Below are 14,612 nucleotides of genomic sequence, written 5' to 3'. Positions count from 1 at the left end.
CGCACTGCTCGGCCCCGACCAGCGGGCTACTTCCCGGTAACTTTGGGGTTGACGACGCCTTCCGGAACCTCGCCGGCGAGGACGTCCCGAGCATTCTCGGCGGTCCGGCGCTGTAACTCAGCGCGGGAGTCCTCGGAGTACCATGCCACGTGGGGCGTCAGCACCACGTCCTCCCGGCCGACCAGCGGCGAGTCGGTTGGCGGTTCGTTGGTCAGCACGTCCAGACCGGCCCCGGCCAGTTCGCCCGCCTCGAGGGCGTCGGCCAGCGCGTCCTCATCGACTAGCCCGCCTCGGGCGGTGTTGACGAGGTACGCCGTCTCCCGCATCTGGGCGAAGGCGTCAGCGTCGAATAGGTGGTGAGTTTCCTCGGTCAAGGGTGCGTGAACGGAGACGGCGTCGCTGGTCTCCAGGAGCCTCTCAAATTCGAGCGGCTCGACGCCGGCCGCGCGCATCTCGTCCTCGTCGACGTAGGGGTCGAACGAGACCACCTCAAGGTCCAGGCACTGCGCACGCTCGGCAAGCTGCCGGGCGATGCCGCCGAACGAGACCAGGCCGAGGCGCTGGCTAGAGAGTCGCCGCATCGGCTTCCCCTCCGTCCAGTCCCAAGTGCCGGACTTTATCGACCGGTCGTAACCGACGACGTTGCGCTGGCAGGCCAGCAGCAGGGCCAGCGCGTGGGTCGACACCTCGTCAGTGCAGTAGGCCGGAACGCTGGCTACGAAGACACCGTGGTCGGTGGCGTCGTTGACGTTCACGTTGTCGACGCCGCGGCCGTACCGTGCGACGACGCGGACGGATGGCGCGGCCTCGAACACCGTCGCGTCGACCGGCGCGTACTGATTGAGAAGGGCGTCGGCCTCCCACTCAGCAGCCAGGTCCGCGACGTCCGCCGCCGTCTTCGCCTGCCCTTCGACGATCTCGACGTCGGTGCCCTCAAAGACCGCCCGCTCTTCGGCTAGGTCCGGGAAGTCATAGTCAGTGACGAGTATCGTCGTCATGCGATATCAAACTCGAAGCCGAGGCCACCATCGACGAGCAGTTCCCGTCCCGTCATGAACGAGGAGGCGTCCGAGGCGAGGAACAGCACGCCGTCGGAGATCTCACTGGGGTCGGCCCAGCGCTCCATGATGCCTGGGCCGCCCTCGTAGGGTTCTTTCTTCGCGGGGTCCATTCCGCGCTCCTCGACGTGGAAGTCCGTCATCACCGGCCCAGGAAGCATGGCATTGACGCGAATGTCCTGGTCACCGTGGTCGGCGGCCATCGCCCGGGTGAGCGCCACGATGGCGCCCTTGGTGGCGTCATACTGGGCCATTCCGGGACGGCCGACCTCCGCGTGGATCGAGGAGACGTTAACGATCGACCCGCCGTCTGTCTCGGCCATCAGAGGAATGAGGTGCTTGCTGCAGAAGGCGTAGCCCTTCAGGTTCACCCCGATGATGTCGTCCCAGCTCTCCTCACTGGCCTCGGTGATCGGGCCGTACTTCCGGATACCGGCGTTGTTTACCAGGATGTCCACCTGGCCATACTCCTCCGTAACGATGTCGGCCATCGCCTCAACCTCGGTCTCGTCGGAGATGTCGGCCTGGACCGCCCGGGCGGACGCTTCGTCCATCTCGTTTATCTCGTCTGCCGTCCCGTGCACGCCGTCGAGGACATCAACGGGAACCACGTCGGCCCCCTCCTCGGCGAGTCGCAGGGCGATGGACTCGCCGATGCCTCGTGCCGCACCGGTGACGACCGCGGCGCTGTCTTGCAGTCGCATACACCCCGAACAGGGACTGCCACCGATATTAAACTTTGGTCGGACGAGCGTAGCCTGGCGGCAGCTTCCACTGGCGCCCGCAGCTCCGCCTCAGAGTTCCGCCACGACCTCGATTTCGACCGCGGAGAAGATCTCCGCCTCGTACATGTACCGGGTGGGGTAGGGCTCGGAGAAGTACTCCTTGTAGATGCGCTGCATTCCCTCGAAGTCGGCGTCCATGTCGTCAAAGTAGACGCCCACCTTCACGGCGTCGTCCAGGCTGGCACCGGCCTCCTCGAGTACGGCCGCCGCATTCTCGATAGAGACGCGCATCTCCTCCTCGATACCGCCTTCGACCAGGCGGTTCTCGATGTCCTCCATCGGTGCAACGTGGGTGTCAGGGTCAAGGTTCTCCGGCGGGATGCCGACCATGCCGTGGACGTAAACCGTATCGCCCACTGTCCAGCCCTGGGAAGTGTACTCCCGGCCGCCCGAGGAGTACTGCAGAGCGTCGTGGGTACGGATCACTTCGGCCGATCCGGGTTCGCGGGCCGCCGTCGCGACGATCTCGATCCCCGTGAAGAGGCTGCTGATCTCCCAGCACCGCCGCGCGGGCCGGGGCTCGTTCAGCACGTCACAGTAGTTTTCGTTCATCTCGAAGAAGACGTCCTTGTCGTCGAGGTAGACCATCGTCTTCATCACGTCGTCGAGTGTCGGCTCGGTGTCGACAGCCCCGAGGATGTTCTTGATGTTGGTGAGCGCCCACTGCGTCTGGTCACTGATGTCGTCCTCGACGCGGTTTGAGAGGTCTGCCATCGGGACATTGCCCGTGTCGGGGTCGATCTTCTCAGGCTTGACGCCGACCATCCCCTGGACATAGACCGTGTCGTTGAGCGTGTAGCCCTGCGAAAGCGGCAGGTCGTAGTCAATTGCGTCCCGCGTCTCGATCACCTCGAAGTTCTCGCCCGGCAGGGCAGCGATGGCGACGATCTGGACCTTCACAGGGAGGTCTACCTCAGCGGCGAACCGGGCCGGGTAAGGTTCGGGGAACCGCTCGGCGTACACCTCGTTCATCGCGTCGAACTCCTCCTTGTCGTCGAGGAACACCACTGCCTTGACGACGTTGTCGATGCTCGTCCCCGCTTCCTCGAGAACAGCCTCGATGTTGTCTATTGTCCGGCTCGTCTGTGCCTTGATGTCGCCGTTGACCAGGTCGTCGACGTCGCTCGCGGCTACCGGTTCGATTGGGTCGTTGAGGTCGGCCGGGTCGAGACCGATTTGGCCTTCGACGTAGACCCTGTCTCCACGGACAATTCCCTGGGAGCTGCCACTGTAACGCGGTGCGTCGCTCGTATTGATGAGCTCCATGCGATACTGGTACAGGGTATACCAATATGTAGGTTGTGGTAGTCGCGCGACCCAGTACTGCACGGCCTGTCGCACCAGGACCCGTCAATCCCAGTCATCGTCGACCGAGGACGCGGTGGCGGTCTGTGGGGAGATCCAACGAACTCGGGAAAAATTTATTGCCCAGACGAGTATTGGACCGTGTATGTGGTACTACCGCCTTCCGGGCGCAGCCAGCGCCCGGCTCGTCGTCGATACCAGTGACGGCGTCTACGACCTGTCGACAGCACGTGACGCAATTTGCGGTTACGAGGACCTAGCCGTGGCTGCCGACATCGCCGGCGAGCCGATCGACGAACTGACGCGTCGCCTCATCGCTGACGCCGATCGACTCGTCGGAAACGAATCGCTGGCCAACCCCCTGACCCCCGTCGTTCCCGAAGAGGTGTGGGCGTGCGGTGTTACCTACGAAATAAGCGAGCAGGCCCGGGAGGCCGAGAGCGGAATGCCCGAGATATACCTCGACGTCTACGACAACGATCGCCCCGAGATATTCTTCAAGGCCACCCCTAGCCGGACAGTCGGGCCGGGCGAGGCGGTGGGAATCCGTGGTGACTCCACGTGGGACGTTCCAGAACCGGAGCTGGCACTCGTCCTGTACGACGGTGAGATAGTTGGCTACACGATTGGCAACGACATGAGCAGCCGGGACATAGAGGGCACGAACCCGCTGTACCTTCCTCAGGCGAAAGTCTACGACCGCTGTGCCGCCATCGGCCCAGCGATCGCGTCGCCGTCAGTCGTTGAGGACCCGCATGACCTTGAGATGACTCTGGAGATTCACCGCGATGGCGAGACGGTCGTCACCGACGCCACTTCCACGGCGGAGATGGCCCGGACTTGCGAGGAACTGGTCGACACCTACCGCAAGCACAACGTTGTGCCCGACTTCGCGGTGCTGATGACCGGCACCGCGCTCGTTCCGCCGGACGACTTCACGCTCGCAGATGGCGACGTCGTCAAGATAACTATCGAGGACATCGGTACGCTCGAAAACGACGTCGTCACGGTCTAAGACCGGAATGTCAGAAGTTGTCGTAGACGGTCTTCGTGATCGTGTAGAACGCTAGACCGGCCTCGCCCTGCTCGCGCCACGTTTCCGTCGAGGACTGCTTGTAGCCGCCGAAGGGGGCGTGCAGTTCCAGCCCGGTCGTCTTCTCATTGACCTTCGCGACGCCCGCCTCAACGTCGCGGACGAACCGCTCGGCCTCCGAGTGGTCCTCCGTGACAATGCTAGCGGACAGCCCGTAGTCGACGTCGTTAGCCACTTCGACGGCCTCCCTGAGGCTCTCGATCTCGATGACGCTGAGTACCGGACCGAAAATCTCTTCTTGGGCGATGCGCATGTCCGACTCGACGCCGGAGAAGACGGCGGGCGAAACGAAGTGGCCGTTCTCGAACCGGGCGCCCTCGAGTTTCTCGCCGCCGGTTTCCAGCGTGGCGCCCTCAGTCTGACCGACCTCAACGTAATCGAGTGTGCTCTCGAGTTCGCTTTCGTTGACATGCGGGCCGACATTGTAGTCTTCGAGGCCGGGGCCGACCTCGAGGTCTTCCGCGGCTGAGACAACCCGGTCGAGGAACTCGTCGTGCACGTCAGTGTGAACGATCGCTCTGGAACAGGCCGTACAGGCCTGGCCCGTGCCACCGAAGGCGCCGCCGGCCACAGCGTCGACGGCAACGTCTAGGTCCGCGGTGGGTGCTACGACGGTCGGGTTCTTTCCGCCCATCTCGCACTGGACGCGCTTCTGGCCCTCGGTGGCGTCCTGGTAGACCGCATTGCCGACGGCGGCACTGCCCGTGAACGAGACGGCGTCGACCCCGTCATTCGTGACGATCTCGTTGCCAACCTCGCTGCCCGGACCAGTGACGTAGTTCAGGACGCCGTCGGGCAGGCCCACCTCGTCAAGACACTCGACGACCTTCCGCGAGACCATCGGCGCGGGACCGGCGGGCTTGAAGACGATAGTGTTACCCGTCGCCAAGGCTGGCGCTATCTTCCAGGCCGGAATGGCGATGGGGTAGTTCCATGGTGTGATTAATCCCGCAACACCGATCGGCTCGTGAATGGTGTAGAGGTCGGCGTTTCGGCTGCTGGACTGGCGTCGCGAGCCGGTGTAATCCCGGGCCTTCTCCGCGTAGTAGTAGAAGATGTCGATGGCACGCTGGACCTCGCCGGTCGCCTCTGAGAGCGGCTTGCCCTCCTCGCGGGTGAGCGTCTCGGCCAGTTCCTCCTTGCGCTCGGCCATCCGAGTGGCTGTGCTCCGGAGGATCCGGCCGCGCTTAGGTCCTGGCAGCGCGGCCCAGTCCGCTTGGGCGTCCTGTGCTGCGTTGATCGCTCGTTGTGCGTCTTCGTAACTCGACTGCTGTATCTCGCCGACAACGTCGGTCGTGTCCGCGGGATTGACCACTGTCTGCGTCTCGCTCGTGGAAGCGTCGCTCCACGACCCAGCTACGTAGTTCTGGTACTCGGGAGGCATACGACTAGCCATGCTCTCTCGTGTCGGTAGAGTCTTTCGGCTCCGGCCATCCCCCGGACGGCGGCTAGCAGACAGCCAGTGATGTTCACTCATGCGGAAAATAATACATGTTCACTGATACTGAACAAGATTCATGGTGTACGAACCAATATTACACTCATGGCCACAGACAACCTCGTACGGTCGTCGGCACGCACGCTGCAGATACTCGAGACGCTCAAGGAGCACAACGGGCTCGGGGTCACTACGCTGGCTGACGAACTCGACCTCCCCAAGAGCACCATCCACAACCACCTCGATACGCTCAGGCAAAACGAGTACGTCGTCAAAGACGACGACGTCTATAAGGTCGGCTTGCGATTCCTGGAACTGGGGGCCCACGCGCGGAGTCGCCAGCCGCTCTACGAGAAGGGCAAGCCGGAAGTGGACAAACTGGCACAGTCAACCGGCGAACTCGCCAATCTCGCGACCGAGGAGTACGGACGAGGGGTCTACCTCTACCTTACGCAGGGGGACCAGGCCGTCAAACTGGATACCTACGCAGGCAAGCGGTTCCACCTCCACTGTACCGCCCTCGGCAAGGCCATCCTCGCACACTTACCTGAAAAACGCATCGAGGAAGTACTGGACCGGCACGGACTGCCCCGACGGACGGACACCACCATCACTGACCGCGATGAACTTCGCCAAGAACTGGCGACCGTCCGCGACCAGGGCTACGCCCAAGACATGGCCGAGCGACTCGACGGCCTCCGATGTGTCGCTGCACCCATTCAGCACCGCGACGGTGACATCCTCGGTGCCATCAGCGTCTCTGGGCCAACAAGCCGCATGAAGTCCGACCGCATCGACGACGACATCACCGAGCGCCTGCTTGACGCCGCCAACGTCATCGAACTGAACATCATGTACGCGTGAGAAAGGGTGTTCAGTGATGCCGAACGGAAATCGCCTTCGTGTCAGGCTGTTAGAACATGTCGGATGCTCACTTGTCCATTCACTCTGTTCGAGAGATGCGGTTGAAAACGGCCTCTTCGGATCCGTTGCAGGTGAACCGAACCCATTTCCTACTCGGCTGGTTAGTCTCCAGGTGGCCAATACTTGCTCCACAAGTCAGTTCAGCGACACCGAATACAGCCGCGATTCTCCTTTACAGGCATACTTTTGTAACGGACCCGCGGCCCCTCCATCTACGGCCAGCGGCTACTTCGCCGATCGCGTCGCACAGACGGGGTGCTGTCTGGTGAGATGATCGTGTTTAATTAAGGCTGAAGGATGGGGCAGGGTGATTTTCAGCTGGTTTATGGCGAAAATTGCCCGCTTCATTGGTTGTGGCGGCTGGATTGAATGAGATTTTGTGGAGCGGACGACGACGCCCGCTACGGAGTTCGCCGTCCGCCTCCACGCGACTGGGTGTCCGCTTCGAAAGACACAAGCGATTCTCTGCTTGCTCGGCGTTGAACGGTCCCACCAGGCGATCTGGCAAGAAGTGCATCGGCTAGCTGACAGCGTTCCAGACCCGTCAAGGGCGAAATCCTTGTGGACACCGTTCATAAAATCATTGTCAAGATCAGCGTCGACTTGTGTTGGACATATACTGCAATATATCTCGACTTCTGGTTGCTACTCGATGTCGCAGTCTTTGGACGGCGAGGCACCGATCTAGCCGCTGCGTTCCTTTACCGATTGACCGAGAAGCACGAGTTCTCCGACACAGAATTTCTCGTCGATGGCTATGGTTATCTGGCATCCCTATTTCGATTAAGAGTGAGCGGTCAGCTCGACTCCGTTGAGAGAAACCTCATCGAAAAGGGGTTTCATACGCTATAATTCAAGTTGACCACTTCCATAATTCGTGGGTGGAAAGTCGAGCGAAGGTCAGAGATGCACTTGATTATTTCTTACACCACTATAACATACAACGATCGTACCAGTCACTCAACGGACAGACACCGATGGAGGTGCTAAACTAGACAGTGCCAGATTGTCTGATGACTATAGATGCTACTCAATTTTCTCGAGTACTTTGTCGATCGTTTCGGCGGTATCTTTCGTGTTAAGGTGGCTGTAGGCCTCGTGAGTGGTCTCGATTGAGTTGTGCCGGAAGTGCATCCTGTGCGCGCTCGGACTCGCCTGCCGCGTACAGGTCGGCCCCAAGGCGCCGACGAGCGCCGTGTGGGGTAAGGTAGCCGTGACGGTCGTTGACTTCGATGTTCGCCTCGTCGGTCAGCTGTTTCATGATCTGCCGGGCGCGCTCTTTCGAGATCGCCGGTGGCAGAACCTCATACTCCTCGAGCAGCTGGTTGAGGAACTCGGTTTGCAGTACACCACCCCGTTCCTCGAAGCGGACCGACACTACTTTCAAGCCGATTTCGTCCTCGAGTTTCTTCCGTCGCGCCCGGTAGCTCCAGCTGGGGAATATCGGCCAGTCGTCACTCGGTGGGTTGGCCTTCCGTCGCCACCGGGACAGCGTCTCGCGGGCGGACTTGGGGAGGGGTACCTCCTGATTGTGTTTGCGTCCCTTCCCGAAGACGTACAGGACCGCGTTCTCCAGGTCGACGTCGCCCCAGGTGACGCCAGTCCGTTCCCGGTCCTTGAGGTCGTTGAAGAGTTCGGCACCTCGAGCCCCGGTTTTCGCGAGCAGAACCACCATCGTTCGATCACGGTACGCGATATCGGGGTCGACGTCGATCTTCCCGTCGAGTGCCTAGTCAAGACGCTGGGTGACGTAGTTGAGGATCTGCGTGCGTTGATCGGTCGTCCAGTACTGGGCGTTCCGATCGCCGGTGTCGTCGGGGAGGTACTCCTGGCCCCGATCCGTCTTCGCAGGATTCTGGTCGGCCATCTCGTTACGGATACAGAACTCGAGGCAACGCTCCGGAACGGATCCCTGCTGATGGCGCTCGCCGGAGTTGCGTTCATCGGATACGGGATCGTATTCCTCGTGTTGAACTTCGTGGGAAGCGGCTTCGAACTCGGAGTTAGTACGCTTGACGGAATGACGAAAGCCGGCCTGAATCCGACGCTGGCGTACTACATTAGCCATCTGCACGTCGCCACTGCCGGGTTCATCATCTCGACGGGAATCGCCGTCACCGCTCTCTCGTGGTACGGCGTGCGCCAGCGAATCCGGTGGGCAATCAAGTGGGTATGCCACCTCGCGACCGACATGCTCAGTGACGTCGACCAGTTCGACTCGTTTCTCGAATACCTCGTCACAGTTGGCTTCGCTGATAAGAAAGGCGCCTTCCGGTAGCCGCCGCCACGAGTTGTTTTTCTGCGCCCCAGAAGCGTGCGGCGCGGGCTGAATTGAAGCGGTCGCTGTAACGTGAATTCTCGACAATTATGGCTACGACCAGTGACTCGTCGGCCTCCTTCGAGGAGACCGACACACGAAAAGACGAGATGCACAGGACGATCGAACAGTGGATCGACGACCTCGTTGACGACGTTGATGCAGCGCAGGCCAGTGATGAGTTCCAGGAGTGGCTCGACGTCCAGACTCGTTTCCACGACTATTCCCATCGCAACACGCTGCTCATCAACCTCCAGTGTCCCGAGGCGACGAAGGTCGCCGCCTTCAACACCGGCGGAACGAGTTCGACCGGTACGTCCAGGAGGGTGAACAGGCGATCTGGATCTGGGCACCGATCATCACGAAACAGTGCCCGGAATGCGAGAATTCGCCCAGCTACCACGAGGACAGCGACTGTGACTACGACGAAAGGCCACCCGAGGAGTGGTCGAAAGGCCTCGTGGGATTCAATCCGACCGCTGTCTTCGACGTCTCGCAGACCGAGGGAGAACCGCTTCCCGAGCTAGAAACGGAGGCGACGGGGGACGCCGAGGTCCTCGTCCCTGTACTCACAGAGGCAGCGGATGAACTCGGCGTGTCGGTTCGCATTATCGACGCTGACGAGTGGGCCCACGGCGACGCGAAAGGCGTCTGCAAACAGCGAGATATCCATGATTTCACGCCGATCGTGGAGGCGAAAGCCCGCCCGAACCAGGCCAACCCCGCGGTCACGCTCTTTCACGAGTACGCTCACGCGCTGCTCCATTTCGACGTCGACGATGAGGACGAACGGCGGAAGCGCGAGGTCGAAGCGGAGGCCGTCGCATACATCGTTGGTCGGTTTTTCGGACTCGATACGAGCGACTCGGCGTTCTATCTTGCTGCGTGGCACGGTGACGACCCTGAGGTGATCCAGAATCGTCTTGGGCGGATTAGTTCGACCGCCCAGGAGAGTATCGGAACAGTCACGAACGGAATTGATCACGTCCCTCATCTCGTATCTATACTGAACGATCGAGCATTCAATATATGGGGTAATTCGAACCGGATGAGTCGGTGCTCAGTTAGAGCAAGCCGAGTGCCGCGACGAGATGCGTCATGGCCGCGATAATCGGGATAAGGATGATTGTCCGCATGATGAACAGCAAGACGAGGTCGCGAAACCGGATCGGAATGTCGCTGAACATGTCCATCATCATTGGCCCGACCGCCGAGAAGAAAATCAGCTGAGAGATCGAAAGCACGGCGATGAAAAAGCGGGCCATCGCATCGGCTTCGGCGACCAGCAGTGCCGGAATGAACATCTCGGTGATGCCGATGATCGTTGCTGGCGCGACGACCTCAGCGTCCGGAATGCCGAGCAGTTGGATGATCGGCACGAGCGGTTGGGCAAGGATATCGAAGGTCGGCGTCCGCTCGGCGACGATGACCGCGGCGAGGCCAATAGAGAGAATGGTGCCCAAGATGAGTACGGCGAGTTTAAGCCCGTCGACGAAGCCACGAATTGATGCGCCGACAATGGTACCTCCCTCTTCGGCCTTCTCGACCGCTTCCGACAAGCCGAATCGGACGTAATCACCCGGCGAGCCACGGAAGGGAACCTCGGGGCTCGGCTCGGCGATGTACTCGTCGGGAACGTTCGCCAGTGGCGGGAGGCGAACCAGGATGAAGGCCGTGATCGCGATACAGATCAGATATGCCACGAAGATGATTGGAAACAGCTCGAGCAGGTCGACGGTCGCGGCGACGACACCGACGAAGCCGATCGACACCGTCGCGAAACACGTACTGATGATGTAGACGTCCCGTTTCGAGTACTCGCCGCGTTCAAAGACGTTCCGCGTGACGTAGAGCCCTACACTGTAGGAGCCGACCCAGGAGGCGACGCTGTCGAGTGCCGCCCGCCCAGGGATCTGGAACAGGGGCCGCATGATCGGCCGAGCCATCGTCCCGACAAATTCGAGGCCGCCGAGTTCGACGAAGAGATTGATGAAGATAGCGCCAATTGGGATGATTACTGCGACGCTCAGAATGAGCGTTCCCCAGACGAGGCCGCCTGTGTCCGGCGCGATCAGCCACTCGGGTCCCACCTCGAGGTACAGAAACGGCGCGAGCACGGCACCGACAACCCGGAAGAACCAGAACGGCGCCGATGTCTCCCAGTAGGGCAGCGTCAGTTGCTTGGCACGACCCTCACCGATGGGCAGGACGCCACGTTTGCGAAGTTCGGCAAGCGTCGTCAACAGCCCGCCTGCAAGGATGAGCGTGAGTGCGAAAGTCCCTGCAATCATCGGGAACGACTCCGTAATCCAACTGACCACGATATCGAACGGGACTGTAATCTGACCGTCCCAGGGGACGGGAACCAGGAAGAAGACGAAGCCGACGAGAAACGCCAGTGCGAACTTCGAGACTGGACCGCGACGAATCGCCGTCAGGTCGAGTTCGTCGATCGTCTTCGGCTCCAGTTCCGTTTCGACGCGTTTCGTCTCCTGTTCCTCGCTCGTCCATGCCGTTTCATCGAACATGTGTCAGGTTGTTCAACCAAATAGTGGCTGATAGATGTTTCCATATCTCATATTATATATTAGGGGCGGATCGACGTCGCCGTCAGTAATTATCTCGAGCGGGTCGTGAGGGTGGCGCGTGAGGACGAATACCGGCACGCCAAATGGCGGATCCGAACCCCAGGGCCCTCGAACGGCTCGTCACCCCACGGATCGTCGTCGTTGCTGAACATCTGCCGTCCCATCACGACCGCACCCACGTTCTCGCTCAGCTCCGTGACGATCTTGTCGTCGTCGTTCGTCTCACCTCTCTCGAGGTCGTACTGCGCGCGCCAGCTCTCCAGTCGTAGATCCACTCGTGAAGCCCCTCACCGCTGTCTCTCGGCGCATTTTCCGGGCTGTCGTTCGGCCTGGCATCGAATCCGTCCAGCGACGTCGATATGCTCACGGTCACGGTCGTCCGGGCGTACCCTTCGACCTGATCCGGGGCTTTTTCGAACGTCAGCAGCCACGTGAGACCGCTCTCGCGCTTCGAGCGATAATCCACCAGCTGTCGCTGGTTGAGGTACTCGCGACTCGGTTCAGTAACGACGGTGATCCCGTCGAGAGCGGTCATCTGTGCCCTCCTCGCGGTCGTGGACACGCGGTTGTCAATATTGACTAGAAACTTTGTCTCGTCGAGATTGTGTTTCTCGGTGAATCGGTATAGGAGCGTCGCGACGGGTCAGTCCCGTAGCGACACTACACGTCGGTTTCGAGTAATAGCCTCGATTTTGTATTGATTGCGGCGTACAACCACTTTTTCTCGCTGTCGGTTTTGATCTGTTCTTCATCAAAATGGTATCGGGACTATTGATCAGACACGGCTAAATGCTCGCCTGCGCGGTCACTCGATCGCGTACACGTTTCCATCCCAGCTCCCGACATAGAGGGTGCGGTTCGCGACCGCTGGACTGCTGGCCACAGCACCCTTGGTCTTGAATGGGGCTTCCCAGACAGAGTTTCCCGTCGCCGCATCTAGCGCGTACACGTTCGTATCCGTACTCCCGGCGTAGACGACTTCATCGACTACCACTGGGCTTCCGGGTACCCTGTCCGCTGTCTGGAACGGGGTCTCCCAGACCGGGTCGCCGCTCGCCGCGTCCAGTGCGTAGATGTGGCTGTCGTTACTCCCGACATAAACGGTGCCATCGGCCACTGCCGGACTCCCGAGCACTGCATTTCCCGTCTCGAAGGGAATCTCCCAGACCGGGTCGCCGCTCGCGGCGTCCAGTGCGTAGACGTGGCTATCGTTACTCCCGACATAGACGATATCGTCGACGACCGCCGGGCTACTGTTCACCTCGTCTCCCGCCTCGAAGGGGTCGTCCCACACCGGTTCGCCGCTCGTTGCGTCGAGCGCATACACACGGGAATCGGTCGACGCGACGAAGAGGGTGCTATCGGCCACCGCTGGGGTACTTAGTATCGAGTCTTCCACCTGGAACGGCGTCTCCCAGATCGGGTCGCCCGTCGCCGCGTCCAGCGCGTAGACGTTGATGTCCAGGAGTTCGCTATACCCCATCGCGCAGACGTATACGGTTCCGTCGGTCACTGCCGGACTGCCGTATACGCTTCCCGCTATCTCGATGTCCCAGTTAACCGCGCCGGTGGCTGCGTCCAGCGCGTACACGTCGGCCTCACCACGAGCACCCACGTAGACCGTGCTATTAGCGAGTAACGGACTCCCGAATATCCCGCCCTCCGTTTCGAGAGGCTCCTCCCACACCGACGCTCCACTCGCGGCGTCCAGCGCGTACACGGTGCCGTCGGTTGAGCTGAAGTAGACGATGCCACCGGCCACTACCGGCCCGCCCACGTAGCCGCCGATTTCGAAACGCCAGCGCTCCTCGGCTGTGTCGGTCGGGCCGGTCGCGACCTGATTGTGGCCGGTGTTCGCGGCGTCGGCCTGAAATGCCGGCCAGTCGCCCTCGCCAGTGGCCACTGTGTCACCTGCGTCCCCGTCGATCTCAGAGTCGGAGCCTCGTCGGATGAATCGCTGACAACCCACCAGCCCGCACGCCCCTGCTCCAATCCCGGCCCGGAGAACGTGTCGGCGCGACGTCCACGGGGACTGTGACCGGTTCATGTTTCTGATTGGCTTCCGTATTCCACCTGGTTGCGTGGCTCTGGGTTCGTGCGTCTTAGCGAAGCAGGGACTCGAGAGTTCGATACCGGATGTCGGCCCAGGCGTCGCGCTCGAGACTGAATCGATCGAACAACTGGACGTTCGGTACTTCGTGACCGGGAAAGAGGTAATCGCTTCCGAAGACCAGGTTGTCGTGGTGTCGTTCGAGAAACTCCTGGGCATACGTCTCGTCGCGAATCAGTGCGTTCCAGCCGGATCGACCGGAGAGGTCCCCGTACACGTTGTCGTAGGCCGCCAGCAATTCTGGAACTCGACCGCCCGGGTCGACCGGTCGCGTCGGATAGCCGCCAAGGTCGGCGGCGGTGACGTCCGTAGAGATATGCGCCCACCACCCCATCGCGTGCCCGATGAAGTCGACGTCGGGATACGACGCGAAGATTTGCTCGAGGCGTGGAAAGCCGACGTCATCCAGCATGGCCTTGTCGTCAGCGTGAAAGAGGATCGGAAGGCCGTATTCGGCACAGAACTCGTAGATCAACTCGAGGCGCGGATCGTCGACCCGCAGGCCGGGTTTCAGCTCGCCGAATCCTCGAGCCCCGTGTTCAACGCTTCGCTCGATCCGTTCCTCGAGGACGTCTTCCCCGTACACGATCGTCCGTGGGTCGACCGTACAGAACGGGATCAGTCGGTTGGGATGGGCTGCGACTTCCTCGAGCACCCACCAGCTCGGTGCGATCACGGGATACGACTCAGGGGAATCCAGCGCCAGAACGACGGCCCGATCGATGCCGTGTCGATTCATCCATGCCACCAACTGTGTTGCATCGAGAGGCTCTCGACCTAGCGTTTCAGTCGGGATAAGATGTGTGTGGGCGTCGACGAGCGGGAGACCGGCGATCGCGGTACCCGGGCCACCGTCCGCCTCAGGCGCTGTTTCTGTGTCGGTAGGGGCACCTTCCACCCCATCCATGCAGCCGACGACGCCCGCACCGCTCACGACGCCAGCGATTTGGCCGAGGACGCGCCGCCTCGTCGACTGCATCCACCCCCGAGGCCG

At 61.1% G+C, this 14,612-nt stretch carries 13 protein-coding genes and 2 pseudogenes; 5 read left to right on the top strand and 10 right to left on the bottom strand.

What is annotated here, in order from left to right; all coding sequences use genetic code 11:
* Window positions 1-26 precede the first annotated feature (26 nt).
* The 3 genes from ACFQO4_RS00720 to ACFQO4_RS00710 all read right to left on the bottom strand — a co-directional run bounded on the left by ACFQO4_RS00720 (window position 27) and on the right by ACFQO4_RS00710 (window position 3,109).
* The gene (locus tag ACFQO4_RS00720; protein WP_500259101.1) at window positions 27-998 is read right to left on the bottom strand and encodes a C-terminal binding protein; all 972 of its coding nucleotides are present in this window, start codon (window positions 996-998) and stop codon (window positions 27-29) included.
* Window positions 995-1,762, bottom strand: coding sequence for an SDR family NAD(P)-dependent oxidoreductase (locus ACFQO4_RS00715; RefSeq protein ID WP_500259100.1), 768 nt, complete (start codon window positions 1,760-1,762; stop codon window positions 995-997). The genes ACFQO4_RS00720 and ACFQO4_RS00715 overlap by 4 nt, the downstream gene beginning before the upstream one ends.
* A 90-nt stretch (window positions 1,763-1,852) precedes the next feature.
* Complete coding sequence (locus ACFQO4_RS00710) at window positions 1,853-3,109, bottom strand: Rid family hydrolase (protein ID WP_500259099.1); 1,257 nt, start codon at window positions 3,107-3,109, stop codon at window positions 1,853-1,855.
* Between the two features lie 184 nt (window positions 3,110-3,293).
* On the opposite strand from ACFQO4_RS00710, the gene ACFQO4_RS00705 reads away from it, so the two are divergent.
* On the top strand, window positions 3,294-4,163 hold the full coding sequence (locus ACFQO4_RS00705; protein WP_500259098.1) for a fumarylacetoacetate hydrolase family protein: 870 nt from the start codon (window positions 3,294-3,296) through the stop codon (window positions 4,161-4,163).
* Window positions 4,164-4,173: 10 nt separating this feature from the next.
* On the opposite strand, the gene xacF is transcribed toward ACFQO4_RS00705, so the two are convergent.
* Entirely contained in the window at window positions 4,174-5,625 is a 1,452-nt protein-coding gene (gene xacF, locus ACFQO4_RS00700) for a 2,5-dioxovalerate dehydrogenase (protein ID WP_500259097.1), read from the bottom strand.
* A gap of 159 nt (window positions 5,626-5,784) precedes the next feature.
* Here xacF and ACFQO4_RS00695 point away from each other — a divergent pair, with 159 nt between their 5' ends.
* On the top strand, window positions 5,785-6,543 hold the full coding sequence (locus ACFQO4_RS00695) for an IclR family transcriptional regulator (protein ID WP_500259096.1): 759 nt from the start codon (window positions 5,785-5,787) through the stop codon (window positions 6,541-6,543).
* A gap of 439 nt (window positions 6,544-6,982) precedes the next feature.
* Window positions 6,983-7,598, top strand: a pseudogene (locus ACFQO4_RS00690) (transposase domain-containing protein).
* A gap of 83 nt (window positions 7,599-7,681) precedes the next feature.
* Here the strand turns inward: ACFQO4_RS00690 and ACFQO4_RS00685 are convergent.
* A complete protein-coding gene (locus ACFQO4_RS00685; protein WP_500259095.1) occupies window positions 7,682-8,278 on the bottom strand; it encodes a tyrosine-type recombinase/integrase in 597 nt (198 codons plus the stop codon).
* Between the two features lie 54 nt (window positions 8,279-8,332).
* Complete coding sequence (locus tag ACFQO4_RS00680) at window positions 8,333-8,470, bottom strand: hypothetical protein (protein ID WP_500259094.1); 138 nt, start codon at window positions 8,468-8,470, stop codon at window positions 8,333-8,335.
* 51 nt (window positions 8,471-8,521) lie between these two features.
* Between ACFQO4_RS00680 and ACFQO4_RS00675 the strand changes: the two genes are divergently transcribed.
* Window positions 8,522-8,881 (top strand): hypothetical protein, encoded by a 360-nt coding sequence (locus ACFQO4_RS00675; RefSeq protein WP_500259093.1) that lies wholly within the window; start codon window positions 8,522-8,524, stop codon window positions 8,879-8,881.
* 89 nt (window positions 8,882-8,970) lie between these two features.
* Window positions 8,971-9,896 (top strand): annotated as a pseudogene (locus ACFQO4_RS00670) (ImmA/IrrE family metallo-endopeptidase); the annotation flags it as partial.
* Window positions 9,897-9,984: 88 nt separating this feature from the next.
* Here ACFQO4_RS00670 and ACFQO4_RS00665 read toward each other — a convergent pair.
* From ACFQO4_RS00665 to ACFQO4_RS00650, 4 genes are all read right to left on the bottom strand, one after another.
* The gene (locus tag ACFQO4_RS00665) at window positions 9,985-11,448 is read right to left on the bottom strand and encodes a YjiH family protein (RefSeq protein WP_500259092.1); all 1,464 of its coding nucleotides are present in this window, start codon (window positions 11,446-11,448) and stop codon (window positions 9,985-9,987) included.
* 247 nt (window positions 11,449-11,695) lie between these two features.
* Window positions 11,696-12,043 (bottom strand): hypothetical protein, encoded by a 348-nt coding sequence (locus ACFQO4_RS00660; RefSeq protein ID WP_500260487.1) that lies wholly within the window; start codon window positions 12,041-12,043, stop codon window positions 11,696-11,698.
* 270 nt (window positions 12,044-12,313) lie between these two features.
* Complete coding sequence (locus ACFQO4_RS00655; RefSeq protein ID WP_500259091.1) at window positions 12,314-13,411, bottom strand: outer membrane protein assembly factor BamB family protein; 1,098 nt, start codon at window positions 13,409-13,411, stop codon at window positions 12,314-12,316.
* A gap of 199 nt (window positions 13,412-13,610) precedes the next feature.
* The gene (locus ACFQO4_RS00650; RefSeq protein ID WP_500259090.1) at window positions 13,611-14,597 is read right to left on the bottom strand and encodes an amidohydrolase family protein; all 987 of its coding nucleotides are present in this window, start codon (window positions 14,595-14,597) and stop codon (window positions 13,611-13,613) included.
* Window positions 14,598-14,612: the final 15 nt, after the last annotated feature.

This window comes from Saliphagus sp. GCM10025334 (assembly GCF_042663485.1).
Lineage (GTDB): Archaea > Halobacteriota > Halobacteria > Halobacteriales > Natrialbaceae > Natronosalvus.
Note: the sequence above shows the minus strand (reverse complement) of the source record. Positions and strands in the feature narration are given on the sequence as shown.

Coding starts and splice junctions, on each gene's coding strand:
- ACFQO4_RS00675 (WP_500259093.1), top strand. CDS start 8,522: ATGGCGCTCGCCGGAGTTGCGTTCATCGGATACGGGATCGTATTCCTC.
- ACFQO4_RS00650 (WP_500259090.1), bottom strand. CDS start 14,597: ATGCAGTCGACGAGGCGGCGCGTCCTCGGCCAAATCGCTGGCGTCGTG.
- ACFQO4_RS00715 (WP_500259100.1), bottom strand. CDS start 1,762: ATGCGACTGCAAGACAGCGCCGCGGTCGTCACCGGTGCGGCACGAGGC.
- xacF (WP_500259097.1), bottom strand. CDS start 5,625: ATGCCTCCCGAGTACCAGAACTACGTAGCTGGGTCGTGGAGCGACGCT.
- ACFQO4_RS00710 (WP_500259099.1), bottom strand. CDS start 3,109: ATGGAGCTCATCAATACGAGCGACGCACCGCGTTACAGTGGCAGCTCC.
- ACFQO4_RS00680 (WP_500259094.1), bottom strand. CDS start 8,470: ATGGCCGACCAGAATCCTGCGAAGACGGATCGGGGCCAGGAGTACCTC.
- ACFQO4_RS00720 (WP_500259101.1), bottom strand. CDS start 998: ATGACGACGATACTCGTCACTGACTATGACTTCCCGGACCTAGCCGAA.
- ACFQO4_RS00685 (WP_500259095.1), bottom strand. CDS start 8,278: ATGGTGGTTCTGCTCGCGAAAACCGGGGCTCGAGGTGCCGAACTCTTC.
- ACFQO4_RS00660 (WP_500260487.1), bottom strand. CDS start 12,043: ATGACCGCTCTCGACGGGATCACCGTCGTTACTGAACCGAGTCGCGAG.
- ACFQO4_RS00665 (WP_500259092.1), bottom strand. CDS start 11,448: ATGTTCGATGAAACGGCATGGACGAGCGAGGAACAGGAGACGAAACGC.
- ACFQO4_RS00695 (WP_500259096.1), top strand. CDS start 5,785: ATGGCCACAGACAACCTCGTACGGTCGTCGGCACGCACGCTGCAGATA.
- ACFQO4_RS00705 (WP_500259098.1), top strand. CDS start 3,294: ATGTGGTACTACCGCCTTCCGGGCGCAGCCAGCGCCCGGCTCGTCGTC.